Genomic DNA, 16,213 nt, shown 5'->3' with positions numbered 1-16,213 from the left:
CCGTGCCTGAGCGACCTGACACGTCGGGCAAAACACCTGTACTATTGCATGATAAGCGCTTCACCCCTTGGCGCGCCCTCCACTCCCCTCGCGTAGTGCGAGCTGCGGCCAGAACTTCGCCCAGGGTTGCGCCGCCTCGAATGCCGCGGCGATACGAAAGATAGTAGGTTCGTCGAGCCAAGGCGCGATGATCTGCAGGCCGATCGGCATGCCGTCGCGATCGAAGCCGCAGGGCAGCGTCGCCGCCGGCAGACCTGCCAGATTGATAGGCCAGGTGAACGGAGACCAGCCGAGATGCGGATCGACCTTGCTGCCATCGACGGTGTCGACGCCGATCTGGCCGGCCTCGAATGCGGTGACAGCAACCGTCGGCGTCACCAGCACATCGACGCGCTCGAACAATTTGACGAAGGCATTGCGCGTCTGGCCGCGGCGGTAACTCGCCTCGATGTAATCCGTGCCGCTGTAGCGCCGTCCAGCGCCGATGACATTGCGATAGTCGGCCTCCGAACCTGCAAGATCGGTTGCGGACTTGCTCGCAACCGCCGCCGCCTGTTCGGTAAAGGCGATCGGCTTCAGCGTATGCTCCAGAATGCCGGGGTCGAGACCCGGGCCGTCCATGGTGACCTGCGCGCCACAGGAATCGAGCGTGGCAAGCGCCTTGCCAAATGCCGCGCACACGTCAGGGCTGACGGCGGCGTAGCCGAGATCGGCGCTGGCGCCGATACGAATGCCATCCAGACGCCCTGCATTCGTATCGAAGCGACGTGCGGACACGGGAAGGCTTGCGGCGTCGCGCAGATCGTAAGCAGCGATGACCTCCAGCGTCAGCGCGGCATCCGCGACCGTACGGGTGATCGGGCCGGTATGGGCGAGCGAGGCCCAGGACGGCGGCGAGAAACCGGGCGAGCGCGGCACGAGGCCAAAGGTCGGCTTCAGCCCGAACACGCCGCAAAAGGAGGAAGGCACGCGGATCGAGCCGACGCCGTCGGTGCCGATCGCGATCGGTCCGCAGCCGGCGGCAACGCCGGCGGCCGCACCGCCGCTCGAGCCGCCACTGGTGCGGCTGGGATTCCAGGGATTTCGCGTCGTGCCCGTGACCGGACTGTCCGCCGTCAGCTTGTAGCCTGACTCGCAGGTCGTGGTCTTGCAGGTGATGATCGCGCCGGCAGCCTTCAGGGACGACACCACGGCGGCGTCGGCATCGGGCACGAAGTCCTTATTCATCGGCGAGCCGGCATAGGCCGGAACGCCCGCGACGAAGACGAGGTCCTTGACCGTGACCGGGACCCCGGCGAGCGCCCCCTTGGCTTCGCCCGCGCGCATCTCCCTGGTGAGCCGATCGGCCTCGGCCCTCGCCTGCTCGTACATCGGCGTCACCACCGCATTGCAGGCTTCGTTGGTCGCCTGAAGCGCGGCGATGGTGTCGTCGACGACGTCGCGCGGCGTGAACGCCTTGCGCCGGTAGCCGGCCATGATCTCGCTTGCAGAGAGCGCGCCAAGGCCAGTCGGCGCCGGCGGGAAGGCCGTTCGGCCGGAACCATCAGTCATCATCAAACCTAAAGAGCTAGCTGAGCGCCGCGTCGACGGCGCGTTTGGCCATCACCGTGACGAGATGCGCACGGTAGTCGGCTTCGGCGTGGATATCGGAGGTGAGACCGTCTGTGTCGATCTTGATCGCCGCGATCGCGGTCGGATCGAAATTGCCGGACAGCGCCGCCTCCATCGGCGGCACGCGGAACACGCCCGGCCCCGCGCCGGTGACGGCGACGCGGACCCCGTCGGCGACTTTCGCGACGAACACGCCGACCAGCGCATAGCGCGACGCCGGCGCCTTGAACTTGGCGTAACCCGCCTTGAGGGGCACGGGGAAGCGGATCGCGGTGATGATCTCGCCGGGCTCAAGTGCGGTCTCGAACAGGCCGAGGAAGAAACTGTCCGCCGCGATCTCGCGCGTGCTGGTGACTATGGTGGCGCCAAGACCGAGCACGCCGGCCGGATAGTCCGCTGCCGGATCGTTGTTGGCAACGGAGCCGCCGATGGTGCCCCGGCTACGCACGGCGGGATCGCCGATCATGGACGCCAGTGCAGCAAGCCCCGGGATCTTCGTCTGCACCAGTTGCGAGGCGGCAACCACCACATGCGGCGTCATCGCGCCGATCGTGATGGTCGCACCGTCGTCGGTGATACCCTTGAGGTCTCCGAGCTTCGACAGATCAACCAGCGCGACCGGGCTTGCCAGCCGCTGCTTCAGCGTCGGGATCAACGTCATGCCGCCGGCAACGAGCTTGCTGTCCTCGATCGAGGTCAGAAGCTTTGCCGCATCCGGAATCTGGTTCGGCTGGTGATAGGCAAATGGTTTCATTGTTGTCCTCCCTATTCCGCCGCGACCGGCAGCGACGCGTTTTGCAGCAGGCGCCAGATCCGGTTCGGTGTCGCAGGCATGTCGACATGGGTGACGCCGAGATGCGAGAGCGCATCGACGACGGCATTGATGACGGCCGCAGGCGAGCCGATGGTGCCGACCTCGCCGCAGCCTTTCACACCCATCGGCGTGTGGGTGCACAGCGTCGAATGTGTCGAGACCTGCATCATCGGCAGATGGTCGGCGCGCGGCATGCAGTAATCCATCAGCGAGCCCGACAGCAGCTGGCCCGAGCCTTCGTCGTAGACCGCATTCTCGAACAGCGCCTGGCCGACGCCCTGCACGATGCCGCCGTGCAGCTGACCCTCGACGATCATCGGGTTGATCACCGTGCCGACGTCGTCGACCGCGGTGTAGTTGACCAGCGTCACCGTGCCGGTCTCCGGATCGACCTCGACCTCGGCAATATGGCAGCCGCCGGGATAGGTGAAGTTGACGGGGTCGTAGTAAGCCTGCTCCTCCAAGCCCGGCTCCAGCACTTCGAGCGGATAGTTGTGCGGCACATAGGCCGCGCCCGCGATCTCCTCGAAGGTCTTGATACGGTCCGTGCCGGCGACGGAGAATTTGCCGGCCTCAAACTGGATATCCGCCTCGGCGGCTTCAAGCAGATGGGCGGCGATCTTCTTGCCCTTGACGATCACCTTGTCGGTTGCCTTCGACAGCGCGGCCCCGCCGACCACGAGGGAACGCGAGCCATAGGTGCCCATGCCGAACTGGACGCGGTCGGTATCGCCGAACACGATGTCGACATTCTCGAAGGCAACGCCGAGCTTCTCGGACACGATCTGCGCAAACGTCGTCTCGTGGCCCTGGCCGTGATTGTGGGTGCCGATCATGACCGTCACCTGGCCGGTCGGATGCACGCGCACCGTGGCGCTCTCATAAAGGCCGCCGCGCGCACCGAGCCGTCCCGCAAAACGCGACGGGGCAAGGCCGCAGGCCTCGACATAGGTGGAGTAGCCGAGCCCGCGGAATTTGCCTTTGCTGGCGGACGCCGCCTTGCGCACGCCAAAGTTCTTGACGTCGGCTGCGACCAGTGCACCGTCGAGGCAGCCCATCGGATCGCCGGAATCGTACTGCACCAGCACCGGCGTCTGATACGGATAGGCTTCCTTCGGGATCATGTTGCGGCGGCGGATCTCGACGCGGTCGATGCCCATCTCGCTGGCGGCGACATCGACCATGCGCTCGAGCACGAAGGTTGCCTCGGGCCGGCCCGCGCCACGATAGGCGTCGACCGGCACGGTGTTGGTGAACACCACCTTCACATTGCAGTAGATCGCGGGCGTGGTGTAGACGCCGCCGAGCAAAGGACCATAGAGATTGGTCGGGATGTTCGGCCCGAAGGTCGAGAGATAGCCGCCCATATTGGCGAGCGTGTTGACGCGGAAGGCGAGAAACTTGCCGTTTTCATCGAGGGCGAGCTCGGCCTCGGTGACATGATCGCGGCCGTGACGGTCGGAGACGTAGCCCTCGGAACGGCTCGCGACCCATTTCACCGGCCGCCTCACGCGCTTGGCGGCCCACGTGATCACCGCCTCCTCGCCGTAATGAAACTGCTTGACGCCGAATCCGCCGCCGACATCTGGCGCGACCACGCGCAGCTTGTGCTGGGGAATGTTCAGCACCAGCGCCCCCATCAGGAAGCGCACGACATGCGGGAACTGGCTGGTGGTCCACAGCGTGTAGCGATCGGTGCCCGGCTCGTATTCGGCGATCGCCGCGCGCGGCTCCATGGGATTGCCGATCAGGCGGTTGTTGACGAGGCTGAGCTTGGCGACATGCGCCGCCTTCTTGAATGCGGCTTCGACCGCAGCCTTGTCGCCGAGCTCCCAGTCACAGCAGATGTTGTTCGGCACATCGTCGAACAATTGCGGCGCACCGGGCCGCACCGCCTCCAGGACGCCGACCACGGAGGGCAGCACCTCGTAGTCGACCTTGAGGAGCTCGGCACCGGCATTCGCCTGCTCCGGCGTCTCCGCGATGACGAAGGCGACCATGTCGCCGACGAAGCGCACCTTGTCCTGCGCCAGCATCGGAAACGGCGGCTCCTTCATCGGCACGCCCTTGGCGTCCGTGATGCCCCAGCCGCAGGGCAGCGACCCGAGACCGTCGGCCTTGACGTCGTCGCCGGTCAGGACCGCGATGACGCCGGACGAGGCCAGCGCCGCGCTCTTGTCGATGCCGCGCAGCACCGCGTGACCATGCGGCGAGCGCACGAACACGCCCGCCGTCATGCCCGGACGCTTGATGTCGGAGACGTAATTGCCGCGGCCGGTGAGGAAGCGCTGGTCTTCCTTGCGCTTTGGTGCAGCGCCGATTCCGATGACTTCACCCATGGTCACTCTCCCTTGGCGGCGTTCATGGCGGCAGCGCCTGATATCACCGAGATGACGATGTTCTGGTAGCCGGTGCAGCGGCAGATGTTGCCTTCGAGGCCGTGGCGGACGTCGGCCTCGGTCAGATCAGGCTTCTCGGTGGCGAGCGCCACCGCGGTCATCAGCATCCCGGGCGTGCAGAAGCCGCATTGCAGGCCGTGATGCTCGCGAAACGCCTCCTGCATCGGATGCATCCGGTTCGAGCCGGGCGCGCCTTGCAGGCCTTCGATGGTCAAAAGTGTCGCGCCGTCGAGCGCGGGGGCGAGCAGCGTGCAGCTCTTCACGGGAATGCCGTCGAGATGCACGACGCAGGCACCGCACTGGCTGGTGTCGCAGCCGATATGGGTGCCGGTGAGATTGAGTTGCTCGCGCAGGAGGTCAGCCACGAGCGTGGCCGGCTCGACATCGACGGTGGTGGGTCGGCCGTTGAGGGTGAAGGATATCTGCAAGGTCATGCTCCTGCGCGACGGGTCTTTAGGCGAGTGGCAAAGCGCTGCCGGTGGCCCATGTGGCCATCACGACATCGCCGACGGTGAAGGGATCCGCGAAGAAGGTCTTCTCCGGCACGTAGGCGACGAACTCGTCGTCCGGCACGGTGTCGAGCATGACCTTGACGAAATAGCCCTGGTATTCGATCGCGAGGACGCGGCTCGGCAGGGACGTGGTGCAGCCCGGCGGCAGGTCCCTGCCCGGCCGGACCAGCGCGACGTCGTCGCGACGCACGGCGATGTCGACCCTGTCGCCGACGCTCACGGTGGAGCGCGCCTGCAAGGGCACCTCGATGCCGGAGGGGGCGGCTTGCGCGAGCACGAAGCTTGCGCCGTTGACCTTTTCCACACGGCCCGACAGCACGTTCTGGCCGCCCATGAATTCGGCGACGTAACGATCATGCGGATGGGCGTAGACGTCGCGGGCCGGACCGGCCTGCTTGATCTTGCCCTGCTCCATCACCACGACGAGATCGGCGAGCGCAATCGCCTCGATCTGGGTGTGAGTGACATGGATGAACGTGATGCCGAGCTCCTGCTGCATCCGCCTGAGCTCCTGGCGCATCTGGACGCGGAGCTGCTCGTCGAGCGCGGACAGCGGCTCATCGAGCAGCAGCACGCGCGGCTCGGTGATCGCGGCGCGCGCCAGCGCGACGCGCTGCTGCTGGCCGCCGGAGAGCTGCGCCGGCAGGCGGTCGGCGAACTGCGTCAGCCGCACTTTCTCGATCATGGCGTCTGCAGCGCGCAGGCGATCGGCCTTGGACTGCCCCCGCACGCGCAGGGCAAAGGCGATGTTCTCGCGTACGGTCAAATGCGGAAACAGCGCGTAGGACTGGAACATCATCGCAGTGCGGCGCTGCACCGGCGCGAGCCCGACGACATTCTGGCCGCCGATCACGATCTCGCCTGCCGTGGGGTCCTCGTGCCCCGCGATCATGCGCAGGATCGTGGTCTTGCCGCAGCCGGAGGGGCCGATGAAGCAGCAATAGGCGCCGTCCGCGATCCTAAGGTTGACGCCGTCAACCACATTGGTGACGCCGTCAAAGCTCTTGCAGACGCCTGCCAGCTCGATATCGCCGCGATCTTTCTTCATGCCTGAATCAACCCTTGGCCCGGCTGCCACGCTTCTTCTGAAGCAACACGATGGTGCCGAGGCTCGCACCGATGACGATGAAAGAGACGATGGTGGTCACGGTGCCGAGCGCGTAGAGCGAGGGCGAGGTGACGTTCAGCGTCATGCTCCAGATCTCCAGCGGCAGTGTGTTCAGCGAGCCCGCGGTCTGGAGACTGCGCGCGAACTCGTCGTAGGACAGCGTGAAGCCGAACAGCGCGACCGCGACGAGGCCGGGCGCCAGCACCGGGATCATCACCAGACGGATCGACTGCCAGCGGCTGGCGCCGAGATCGTAGGCAGCCTCCTCCCAGACGTGATTGAAGCGCGACATCACTGCGAACATCACCAGCACACCGAACGGCAGGGTCCAGGAGAGCTGCGCTCCCAGCGCCGAGGTGTACCAGGCCGCGTCGAGCCCGAGCGCCTGGAACAGCAGACCGGTGCCGAGGCCAAGCACGAGGCCGGGCGCCACGAGACTGCCGATCATCATGTAGAACACGAACGTGTCGCCGCGGAAGCGGCGGCGAAAACCGAGCCCGGCGAGGAACGAGACCACCACCGTGATGATGGTGACGATGACGGCGAGCTTGATCGAGCGGTCGAACGAGCCCTTGACGTCGCCGGTCCGCGCCTGGGTGAAGAGATCGACGAACCAATGCAGCGAATGGCCCTTCATCGGAAACACGAGGCCGCCGCGGATGTCCTGGAACGACAGGATGTAGATGCAGAACATCGGACCGTAGAGCGCGATCACATAGGCCGCGAACAGCGTCGCCAGCACGTAGAACGTCCAGGGCCGGCCGCCCGTGCTCGGGGCAATCGCCTTGGTCGTCGCAGGCGCGACCGGCTTGGAGGATTCGGTCTCCGGCATGTCGGCAAGCACCGCGCTCATCGCGTGATCTCCTGCCGGATGTCGACCGTGCGCAGGATCAGAGAGATGATAGCGACCAGCACCAGGGTCAGCAGCACGGCGGAGGCCGCAGCCGTTGGATATTGCAGCACGCCGACATCCTCGTAGAACGCGCTGACGACGGAGGCCGAGCCGCCGCCGGACATCACCTTGACCACGAAGAAATCGCCCATCACGATCGAGACCACGAAGATGGTACCGAGTGCGATGCCGCTCTTGGACATCGGCACCACGATCAGGCGCATGATGTCGAAGCGGCTGGCGCCGGCGTCGATCGCGGCCTCGATCAGCTTCTTGTCGATCCGCGCCATGGAATTGAAGATCGGCACGATCATGAAGATCGTGAGCTGGTGGACATAGGCGATGACGACCGCGAGGTCGGAGAACAGCAGCACTTCCAGCGGCTGACGGATCACGCCGGTCGCCAGCAGCGCCTGGTTGATCAGGCCCTCCTTGCCGAGCAGCGGGATCCAGGAAATCATCCGGATGATGTTCGAGGTCCAGAACGGCACCGTGCAGAGCAGGAACAGGCCGATCGCCAGCAGCTGGTTGCGGACGTGAAACACCAGGAAATAGGCGACGAAGAAACCGATGATCAGCGTGAAGGCCCAGGTCAGCACGGTGAACTTGATCGTCGCCAGGTACAGCTTCAACGTCAGCGCCGAATGCAGCACCTCGAAATAGCTTGCGAGCGTGAAGCCCGGCGTCAGCCCACCGAAGCCGTCGGTCGCAAAGAAGCTCGCGGCCAGCACGACCAGGATCGGCGCCACGAAGAACGGCACGAGCACCAGCACCAGCGGCGACACATAGAGCCACCCGGCGAGATTTGCGCGTGACGGATTTTGACTGGGCTGCATGTCGGCGAGTGCCTTGAAGTCGGTCTCGTCGCGCCGGCGCGTCGCCGTGCCGGCGCATCGTTCAGGTCAGGGAAGCAGGTTTCAGGCCACCTTGAAGTCGTTCCAGCGCTTGTTCATGTAGGCCGCCTCGTCCATCAGCGTGTTCCAGCACGAGATGTTCTTGACGCGGTCGAGGAACGAGCCGCCGTCACGCTTGGTGCCGGCCTTCTCCATCGCAACGCCGTAGGGATCGTTGATCACCTCCGGCGCCGGCTGGCCCTCGTACCAGAACGCCCATTCGGCCGGCGTGAGGAATTTCTTCGCGGTCGAGGGCACCGGGCTGTAATAGCCGTAGCGCGCGACGAAGCCGCCCTGCCAGCCCGACAGATACCAGTTGAGATATTCATAGGCCGCATCGAGCTTCTTGCCGGAGAGATGCTTCATCAGGCCCATGCCGTTGCACCAGCCGCGATAGCCTTCCTTGCCGTTCTTGACGTTCACAGGCGCGTAGACACAGGGGATCTCCTTGACGCGAACGGCGGCGACCGCCGGCGACCACATCGACTGGATCACCACCTCGCCCGCCGCCATCAGCTGCACCGACTGGTCGAAAGTGGTCCAGGTCGCTCGGAACTGTCCCTGCTTCTTCAGCTCGATCAGCTTGTTGCAGGTGAAGTCGATCTCCTCCTTGGTCATGTTGCCCTTGTTGCCGTACTTGATGAGCCCGGCGCTTTCGAAGCAGAGCGCGGCATCCATGATGCCGATCGCGGGCACGTCGAGGATCGCGGCCTTGCCCTTGAACTTGGGATCGATCAGGTCCTTCCACTCGGTGACTTCGTGGCCGACCAGGTCGGGGCGATAGCCGATGGAGTCGGCGTTGTAGACCTGCGGCAGGAAGGTCGCCCACTCGGTGACGCCGTCGTGCAGATCGGTGGAGTCGGGTTTGGAGATGTACATGGCCTCATAGGGCGAGATGCCCTGGCGCGGGATCTTGTGGCCGTCGATCTCGCCCTTGGTGAAGATCGGCAGGATGTTGTCGAACTCCTTGATCTTCTTGACCTCGATGCCCTGGATCACAGAGCGCTTGGCGGCCAGCTTGGCCTGCCAGCCCTCGAGGTCGGCGATGTCGACCGTATTAGGCTGGCTTATGAAGCGGTTGATGGCGGCTGAGGTGTCGAGGTTCTGCATCGTCACCTTGAAGCCGAGGTCCTTGGCGGCCTGGTCGCCGATCGCCTTCACCACGGAATAGGACACGCCGACATGACGCAGCTCGATGTCCTTGATCTCCTGCGCCCAGATGGTCGGGAATCCGCGGATCGCGTCCGACCCCGCGGCTGCGCCCGCAATTGCGGCCGCCCCCTTCAACAGCGTGCGCCGGCTCAGCTTTTTCGCGCGCCTCGCATTCGCTTCCGCCGGATCGGAAGTGAATGTCCCCTTACCTCTGTCAGACATGGCAACCCTCATTGGTTACGATGAACGCTTGCCGATCGGCATTGACCGGCTGCGGATGTAATCAGTTGCGCGCGAGGCTAGGGGCAGGATTTTGCGAAGTAAAATTGGAAGTAAAAATTTGCGACATAAGCGCCATTAATGGCTCAAATCTCTGCACTTCCGCGCAGCACGCGGCTCAGGAAGGCGGCACGGCATATGGGCCGAACGCGATGGAGAGGAGCTTCTCCGGACTTTCGTTTGGCGAATTGTTCGAGGTCTGCCCCACCTTTCGTCAAAGCTCCTCATACTGCGTCGAGCCGAACAGATTGCCCGCGGCGTCCATGATCAAACCGGCAATTGGCGTGGCTCCGTTCGTGCTGTTCAACGACGTCAACACCGTCGGCATGCCGCTATAGATGCTAACGCTCCTGACGATTTCGAAGACAGCGCCGTAACCGTCCGCTCCTCCATTTTCAGTCGCTCTCGCGGATTCGACAGGCGATAGCGACCGGGCATCGATGCAGCGCCGACAAAATGACGTTCGGCAGCCCGAAGTGGCCGCCATTACCCCGGCGCCTAACCAGCACAAGTTGACACCGCAAGGCCGTCGCGAACGCCGGCATCCGTGACCAGGCCGACGATGCCCTTGGCGACGCAAGCCGTCGCCGGCATCTCGCCGGAGCCACCCTGCTCGGGATGATCGCCCCGAGCGACCCAAGGGATGCCCGATCGCGCGCCTGCTCGCATTCTTGCCCATTTGACCCTCGTAGAGTCCTTGGATAGGTTTGGCTGCAACCTCCGATGTCCCCCCGAGAGAGCCACGACCAAGGTGAGCGCATTCGTCTCTGCGAACAGCAAGGCCGCCGATCCCGCATCACCAATCGGTTCCAGCTTTCGACGCTTCACCGTTGGATTCGTTGCATTCCTAGCTGTCCCTCCGCTCGCCCTCTGCGCGCTCGTCGTTTTGGTCGATCCCTACTATTTGTTCGGAACCCCTGACATTGCGGGGATCAATGTGGTGCGGCCGCGCTACGAAAATCACGACCCCGTCGTGAAGCCGTATCAGGTGCGCCGCATCAAGCCGGACGCAGTGGTCTTGGGCAGCTCCCGCGCCGAGGTCGCGCTCGATCCGCAGCATCCCGGATGGAACGGCAAGAATGTCTTCAACTTCGGCCTGCCTTCGGCCACCAGCTACGAGGTCATGCTGGCGTTTCTCCACGCACAATCAGTGGCACCGCTTAAGCAAGCGGTGGTGGGCCTGGATTTCTTTGGATTCAATATCTTCTTTCCGCGCGACCAGGCTTACCTGGAGGGTCGATTCTCCGGCGACGGGGTTCGGGCCTTCGCCGATTTTCTGACAGCCGAGCCTGCAAAGCGCCGGACGGACGGCGCCACCGAACCGCCCGCATCCGTTGCCACGCCTGTCCCCGGGGACGTCGCCCGCGCGGAAGCGGCCGCGGGTCCTGCCGGGATGTTGGAGGGCAGTCCGCCTGCCGACTGGAACGAAGCGCTCTATCTTCGACTTTATCCGGATGTCGCTGCCGAGGTCCGGCGAGGCACCTTCGTCAGCGGCTATCATCACTATCTTGCTGCCGGACGCGCCGAGGGTCGGCAGACCGGAGTGCCGCCGCCCGGCTGGAATGAGGCGCGGTATCTTCGAATCTATCCCGATGTCGCCGCCGAGGTTCGGCGCGGCACTTTTGTCAGCGGCTATCACCACTATCTTGTCGCCGGGCGCGCCGAAGGCCGACAGGATGGCACCCCGCCTCCCGACTGGAACGAAGAACTCTATCTGCGCGTCAATCCCGACGTGAGAGCGGAGGTCGCTCGCGGCACCTTCGTCAGCGGTTATCACCACTATCTCGCCGCCGGCAAAGCGGAGCATCGCGAGGGCGGCTTCATACCGAAAGCCTGGAACGACAGGCGATATCTACAGGTCAACCGCGACGTCGAGTATCAGATCTCGCAAGGTTCTTTTCTGAACGGCTATCACCACTATCTGGCGGCCGGGCGTGCGGAAAAGCGGATGGGCGGCTTCCTGCCCGACGGCTGGAACGAAGCCGGCTATCTGTCCAGAAATCCCGATGCACGCGTCCGGTTGGCGCTTGGCGAATACGGCGACGGCTATTCGCACTACGCGGCCGTCGGCCAGAAGCAGGGACTGATGGGGGGACTTCCTGCTGCCGATTATTCGGACGTACTTCTGTCGCGTTGGCCAGCGCTCGGAAAGGCGGCGTTTCAGGTCGGAGAGCTATTCCGCCTGGTTTTTTCGACCACGGCCGTACACGACGCGATCGCAACACTTCGCGGGCAATCGGAGCCGGTGTCGTTCAACAGCCGCGGCATGCGCGTTTGGGACTGGCAAGACGACAAGATTCGCACGAACGGCGGAAACGGCAGGGCCTTCCGCAACAACCTCCTGAGCTGGCGGTGGTACATCTGGCTCATGCCGCCGCGATACATGTATTGCTTCAGCAATCCCGACTGCTGTATTCGGCCTTCACGTACTACACCGGCTTCAAGGTCAATTCGGGCGAATACAAGCTGATGGGCCTTGCCCCCTATGGCGAGCCGAAATACGCGCAGCGCATTCTCGATTCGCTGATCGATCTCAAGGCGGACGGCTCGTTTCGTCTCGACATGTCGTATTTCGATTATTGCACCGGGCTGACGATGACCAACGACCGCTTCGCCAGGCTGTTTGGCCAGCCGGTGCGCAGCCCGGACCAACTACTCATGCCTTTCCACATGGATATCGCGGCCTCCATCCAGGCTGTCCTCGAGGAGGCGGTGCTTCGTTTGACCCGCAGCCTTGCGGTTCAGACGGGTGCGCGCAATCTGTGCCTTGCGGGCGGCGTCGCGCTCAATTGCGTCGCCAACGGCAAGGTGTTGCAGGACGGCAAATTCGACTCGATCTGGATTCAGCCGGCCGCCGGCGACGCCGGCGGTGCGGTCGGGGCTGCATTCGCGGCCTACCATCAGTTCAGACAGCAACCGCGCCAAGCCGTGGCTGGCGACGGCATGGCCGGCGCGTTTCTGGGACCTGAATTCCCGCAAGAGGCGATCGAGCAGCGACTGTGCGCCGCCGGCGCTCGCTTCGATGTCCTCGACGAAGATGCAATGATAGAGACGACGACGGCGGCCCTTGCCGACCAGCTCGCGATCGGCTGGTTTCAGGGCAGGATGGAGTTCGGCCCGCGCTCCCTCGGCGCACGTTCGATTCTGGGCGATCCCCGCTCGCCCGCCATGCAGAAGAACCTCAATCTCAAGGTCAAGTTTCGCGAGAGCTTCCGCCCCTTCGCTCCGGCGGTTACGCGGGAGGACGTTGCGGACTGGTTCGAGCTCGATGGCGACAGTCCATACATGCTCCTGGTCGCCGGCGTCAGGAGCGATCGGCGTCACATGATGAGCGCGGACGAGCAGGCCTTGTTCGGCATCGACAAGCTCAACGTCGTGCGCTCGACGATCCCCGCGGTGACGCATATCGACTATTCCGCCCGTGTCCAGACGGTGAGCGCCGACACCAATCCGCGCTTCCATCGTTTGCTGTCGCGTTTCAAGGCGCTCACGGGCTGCCCGGTGCTGGTGAACACCAGCTTCAACGTTCGCGGCGAGCCGATCGTCTGCACGCCGGAGGATGCCTTCCGCTGTTTCATGGGCAACGAGCTCGACGTGCTGGTGGTCGGCAACTGCATCCTGAGAAAAGAGCAGCAGGATCCCGCACTCAAGCGCGACTACAGTTCGGCCTTCACGCTCGACTGAGCTTGCCCCATGCGGCGCTGCGCCAGCGATGCAGCAAGCCGCGCGGACGTCCTGGCATCAGGCGGGTTGACTATGGCAGATTGTCGCGCAGAAAAATGTCGATGCGGATACGCTCCTGGTCCGGGCTGATGGGCTCGCCCGAGCAATGCGCCAGCAGGACGCGCGCCGCGGAACGCGCTTCATGGCCGGCATCCTGGTTGATGATCGCATCGAGCGTGCCGCGGACCAGGAAACGCCGCGTGTGCTGGGTCAGCTCATGGGTGATCCAGACCACCTCGCGTGCGCGGCCCGACGCCTCGAGCGCATCGGCGATGCCGCGGTTCCCGGCACCGCAACAATAGATGCCGCGGAGATCGGCGTGGCGCGCCAGCAGCGCCGCCGTCAGCTCCCGCGTGCGGTCGCTGTCGTCGCGCCCCTCGAGGACAGGGAGCGTGCGCAGCTTCGGGTACTCGCTGGAGAGGATCTGGTGGAAGCCGTACTGCCGCTCGGTGTGGTCGCGCAGCGACAGCGATCCCGCGATCACGGCGACCGTGCCCTCGCTGCCGGTGAGGAAACGTCCCATCAGCGTCGCCGCAGTCCGGCCCGCGGCCGGATTGTCTATTCCGACGTAATGGAGACGGCGCGCGCTCGGCGCGTCCGAGACCAGGGTGACCACCGCGACCCCGCGGGAGGCAAGCTCGTCGATCGCGGCGCGCACCCTGGGATGATCGAGCGCGATGACGGCGACGCCCTGATAGGCCGGCGACAGAGTCTCCAGCGCGCCGGCGAGCACGTCCGGATCGAACACGTCGACATGAAGAATGTCGATGAAGCCGCGCTGGCCGGCGAGCCACTCCGCGGTGCGCTGGACCTGCTCGGTCAGGTTGGTCATGAAGCTGTTGCTGCCGCTCGGCAGCACGAACGCGAAGCGAAAACTCTGCCCGCGCGCAAGCCGCGCCGCCGCGACGTCAGCACGATAGCCGAGCTTTGCCACCGCCGCTTCGACACGAGCGACCGTTTTGGCGCGCACACCGTCGCGCCGGTTGACGACCCGGTCCACGGTCGCGAGCGACACCCCCGCGGCCCGCGCGACATCCTCGAGCGTGGCACGAACGACCGGCTGGGCCGCGCTGGCTGTCATTCGCGCGCCGCCCACAGCATGCCGCGGGTCATCAGCGTCCGGATCTCGGGCACATCGAGCTCGTAGGCGCGGTGGCCGAGCGAGGAATAGAATACCCTGCCCTCACCGTAACGCTTCTTCCACACCACGGGCATGACCACGCCCTCGATCCAGGACGCGTGCTCGCCGGTGAAGGTCGTCGTCGCCAACACCTCGTTGGCGGGGTCGACATGCATATAGTATTGCTCGGAACGATGCTCGAAACTCTTGAGACCCTTCATGATGGGGTCATCGGGCTTCGTCAAGTCGACCTTGTAATCGATGATGTTGCCGGGATGGGCAACCCACTGCCCGCCGCACAGGAACTGGTAGTCGACCGAATCGCGGAACGCGTCGCACATCCCGCCGTGATGGCCGGCGAGCCCGACCCCGCTGCGGACCGCCGCACAGAGATTGAGCGCCTCTGCCTTCTCGATCTTCGACATGGTGTAGATCGGGATGATCAGCGACAGATCGTGGATCGCCGGATCGGCGAACGCGGCCGTCGTGGTCTCGATCCGGACCTCGAAGCCCTCGGCCTTCAACCAGCCGCGGATCATCGACGCACAGAGATCAGGATCGTGACCCGGCCAGCCGCCCCAAACAATCATTGCCTTGCGCATGGTCATGTCCTCAGTCGATCTGTCCGGTTTCGCACCCCGTGGGCAGCATTGCCGGCCGCTCGACGCGGCTCTCGATTCTGACGCGCCGCCCTTCGTCGGCCGAGGTCTGGAACGCCTCCATCACCTCCAGGACATGGAACGCCAGCGCGCCGCTGGCGCGATGCGGCCGGTTGGCCAGGATCGCAGAAGCCATGTCGGCAACGCCGATGGAACGGAACTCGCCCTCGACGTGACCGTGCGTGAGCGGCACCGCCTCCCACTCGCCGCCGGTCTTGGCGACGTGCACCTCGCCGCCGAAGCGGTTCGGGTCCGGCACCAGTATGCTGCCCTTGTCGCCATAGATCTCGATCGGCGCGTGCCGGTGCTTCGGCACGTCAAAGCTCATCGTGATCGAGACCACCGCCCCGTTTTCGAATTCGAGGGTGCCCGCGACATGGGTCGAGACTTCGACGGGGATCAGTGAGCCGTTCATCGGCTGGCTGGTGACCAGGCGCTCGGATCGCGGCCGCGCGGTCGACCCCATCACGCTCGCGACCGGGCCGAGCAGCTGCACCAGATCGGTGATGTAGTACGGCCCCATGTCCAGCATCGGCCCGCCGCCGCGCAGGTAGTAGAAGCCCGGCGCCGGATGCCAGCGCTCGTGGCCGGGGCAGCCGAAGAACGCACTGCCCGCGACAGGCGTGCCGATCGCACCATCGTCGATCAGCTTGCGTGCGGTCTGATGCCCGCCGCCGAGGAACGTGTCGGGTGCGCAGCCGACGCGCAAATTCTTCCGGGCGGCGAGCTCCATGACCTTGCGCGCTTCGCCGACATCGATGCCGAGCGGCTTCTCGGAATGGACGTGCTTGCCGGCGTTGAGCACGGCGAGGCTGACATCGGTGTGGGCCAGCGGCACCGTGAGATTGACGACGATCTCCACATCATCGCGCTTGAGCAGCTGATCCACCCGCATCGCCGGCAGCCCGAAAGCCGCGCCCTGGCGCTCGGCGACGTCGCTGCGCATGTCGGCGAGCGCCCTGACCTCCATGACAGGGAAGCGTTGCGCCGCCTTGAGGTAGGCGGTGCTGATGACACCGCAGCCGATGATTCCGATACCCACTTTTCTCAT

Annotated in this window: 13 protein-coding genes and 1 pseudogene; 3 read left to right on the top strand and 11 right to left on the bottom strand. The window is 64.8% G+C overall.

What is annotated here, in order from left to right; all coding sequences use genetic code 11:
- Positions 1 to 60: 60 nt before the first annotated feature.
- From TSA1_RS35270 to TSA1_RS35235, 8 genes are all read right to left on the bottom strand, one after another.
- Complete coding sequence (locus TSA1_RS35270; RefSeq protein ID WP_100181518.1) at positions 61 to 1,551, bottom strand: amidase; 1,491 nt, start codon at positions 1,549 to 1,551, stop codon at positions 61 to 63.
- A 16-nt stretch (positions 1,552 to 1,567) separates the two neighbouring features.
- Positions 1,568 to 2,365 carry an FAD binding domain-containing protein gene (locus tag TSA1_RS35265; protein ID WP_100180332.1) on the bottom strand — a complete coding sequence of 266 codons (798 nt, stop codon included), beginning with the start codon at positions 2,363 to 2,365 and terminating at the stop codon, positions 1,568 to 1,570.
- Positions 2,366 to 2,376: 11 nt separating this feature from the next.
- Positions 2,377 to 4,764, bottom strand: a complete 2,388-nt coding sequence (locus tag TSA1_RS35260; protein WP_100180331.1) for a xanthine dehydrogenase family protein molybdopterin-binding subunit — start codon at positions 4,762 to 4,764, stop codon at positions 2,377 to 2,379.
- A 2-nt stretch (positions 4,765 to 4,766) separates the two neighbouring features.
- Positions 4,767 to 5,258 (bottom strand): (2Fe-2S)-binding protein, encoded by a 492-nt coding sequence (locus TSA1_RS35255; RefSeq protein ID WP_174719214.1) that lies wholly within the window; start codon positions 5,256 to 5,258, stop codon positions 4,767 to 4,769.
- 19 nt (positions 5,259 to 5,277) lie between these two features.
- Positions 5,278 to 6,384, bottom strand: a complete 1,107-nt coding sequence (locus tag TSA1_RS35250) for an ABC transporter ATP-binding protein (protein ID WP_100180330.1) — start codon at positions 6,382 to 6,384, stop codon at positions 5,278 to 5,280.
- A gap of 7 nt (positions 6,385 to 6,391) precedes the next feature.
- Positions 6,392 to 7,297 carry an ABC transporter permease gene (locus TSA1_RS35245; RefSeq protein ID WP_100180329.1) on the bottom strand — a complete coding sequence of 302 codons (906 nt, stop codon included), beginning with the start codon at positions 7,295 to 7,297 and terminating at the stop codon, positions 6,392 to 6,394.
- Positions 7,294 to 8,172, bottom strand: a complete 879-nt coding sequence (locus TSA1_RS35240; RefSeq protein ID WP_100180328.1) for an ABC transporter permease — start codon at positions 8,170 to 8,172, stop codon at positions 7,294 to 7,296. Before TSA1_RS35240 ends, TSA1_RS35245 begins: the two co-directional genes overlap by 4 nt.
- A gap of 81 nt (positions 8,173 to 8,253) precedes the next feature.
- Entirely contained in the window at positions 8,254 to 9,603 is a 1,350-nt protein-coding gene (locus tag TSA1_RS35235; RefSeq protein WP_100180327.1) for an ABC transporter substrate-binding protein, read from the bottom strand.
- A gap of 104 nt (positions 9,604 to 9,707) precedes the next feature.
- Between TSA1_RS35235 and TSA1_RS39155 the strand changes: the two genes are divergently transcribed.
- The 3 genes and pseudogenes from TSA1_RS39155 to TSA1_RS35205 all read left to right on the top strand — a co-directional run.
- The gene (locus TSA1_RS39155) at positions 9,708 to 9,998 is read left to right on the top strand and encodes a hypothetical protein (RefSeq protein WP_145984419.1); all 291 of its coding nucleotides are present in this window, start codon (positions 9,708 to 9,710) and stop codon (positions 9,996 to 9,998) included.
- 413 nt (positions 9,999 to 10,411) lie between these two features.
- Entirely contained in the window at positions 10,412 to 12,130 is a 1,719-nt protein-coding gene (locus TSA1_RS40205; protein ID WP_174719213.1) for a hypothetical protein, read from the top strand.
- Positions 12,067 to 13,344: pseudogene (locus tag TSA1_RS35205) on the top strand (carbamoyltransferase family protein); the annotation flags it as partial. The gene TSA1_RS40205 and the pseudogene TSA1_RS35205, both read left to right, overlap by 64 nt.
- Positions 13,345 to 13,414: 70 nt before the next feature.
- On the opposite strand, the gene TSA1_RS35200 reads toward TSA1_RS35205, so the two are convergent.
- Genes TSA1_RS35200 through TSA1_RS35190 form a run of 3 tightly spaced genes read right to left on the bottom strand, consistent with a single transcriptional unit; the run spans position 13,415 to position 16,213 of the window.
- Entirely contained in the window at positions 13,415 to 14,464 is a 1,050-nt protein-coding gene (locus TSA1_RS35200) for a LacI family DNA-binding transcriptional regulator (protein ID WP_100181516.1), read from the bottom strand.
- Positions 14,461 to 15,105, bottom strand: a complete 645-nt coding sequence (locus tag TSA1_RS35195) for a ThuA domain-containing protein (RefSeq protein WP_100181515.1) — start codon at positions 15,103 to 15,105, stop codon at positions 14,461 to 14,463. The genes TSA1_RS35200 and TSA1_RS35195 overlap by 4 nt, the downstream gene beginning before the upstream one ends.
- Positions 15,106 to 15,115: 10 nt before the next feature.
- Positions 15,116 to 16,213 (bottom strand): Gfo/Idh/MocA family protein, encoded by a 1,098-nt coding sequence (locus TSA1_RS35190; protein ID WP_100180322.1) that lies wholly within the window; start codon positions 16,211 to 16,213, stop codon positions 15,116 to 15,118.

The sequence above is a fragment of the Bradyrhizobium nitroreducens genome (genome assembly GCF_002776695.1).
GTDB classification, from domain to species: Bacteria; Pseudomonadota; Alphaproteobacteria; order Rhizobiales; family Xanthobacteraceae; genus Bradyrhizobium; species Bradyrhizobium nitroreducens.
The sequence above is the reverse complement of the archived record's forward strand: the minus strand, read 5'-3'. Positions and strand labels throughout refer to the sequence as shown.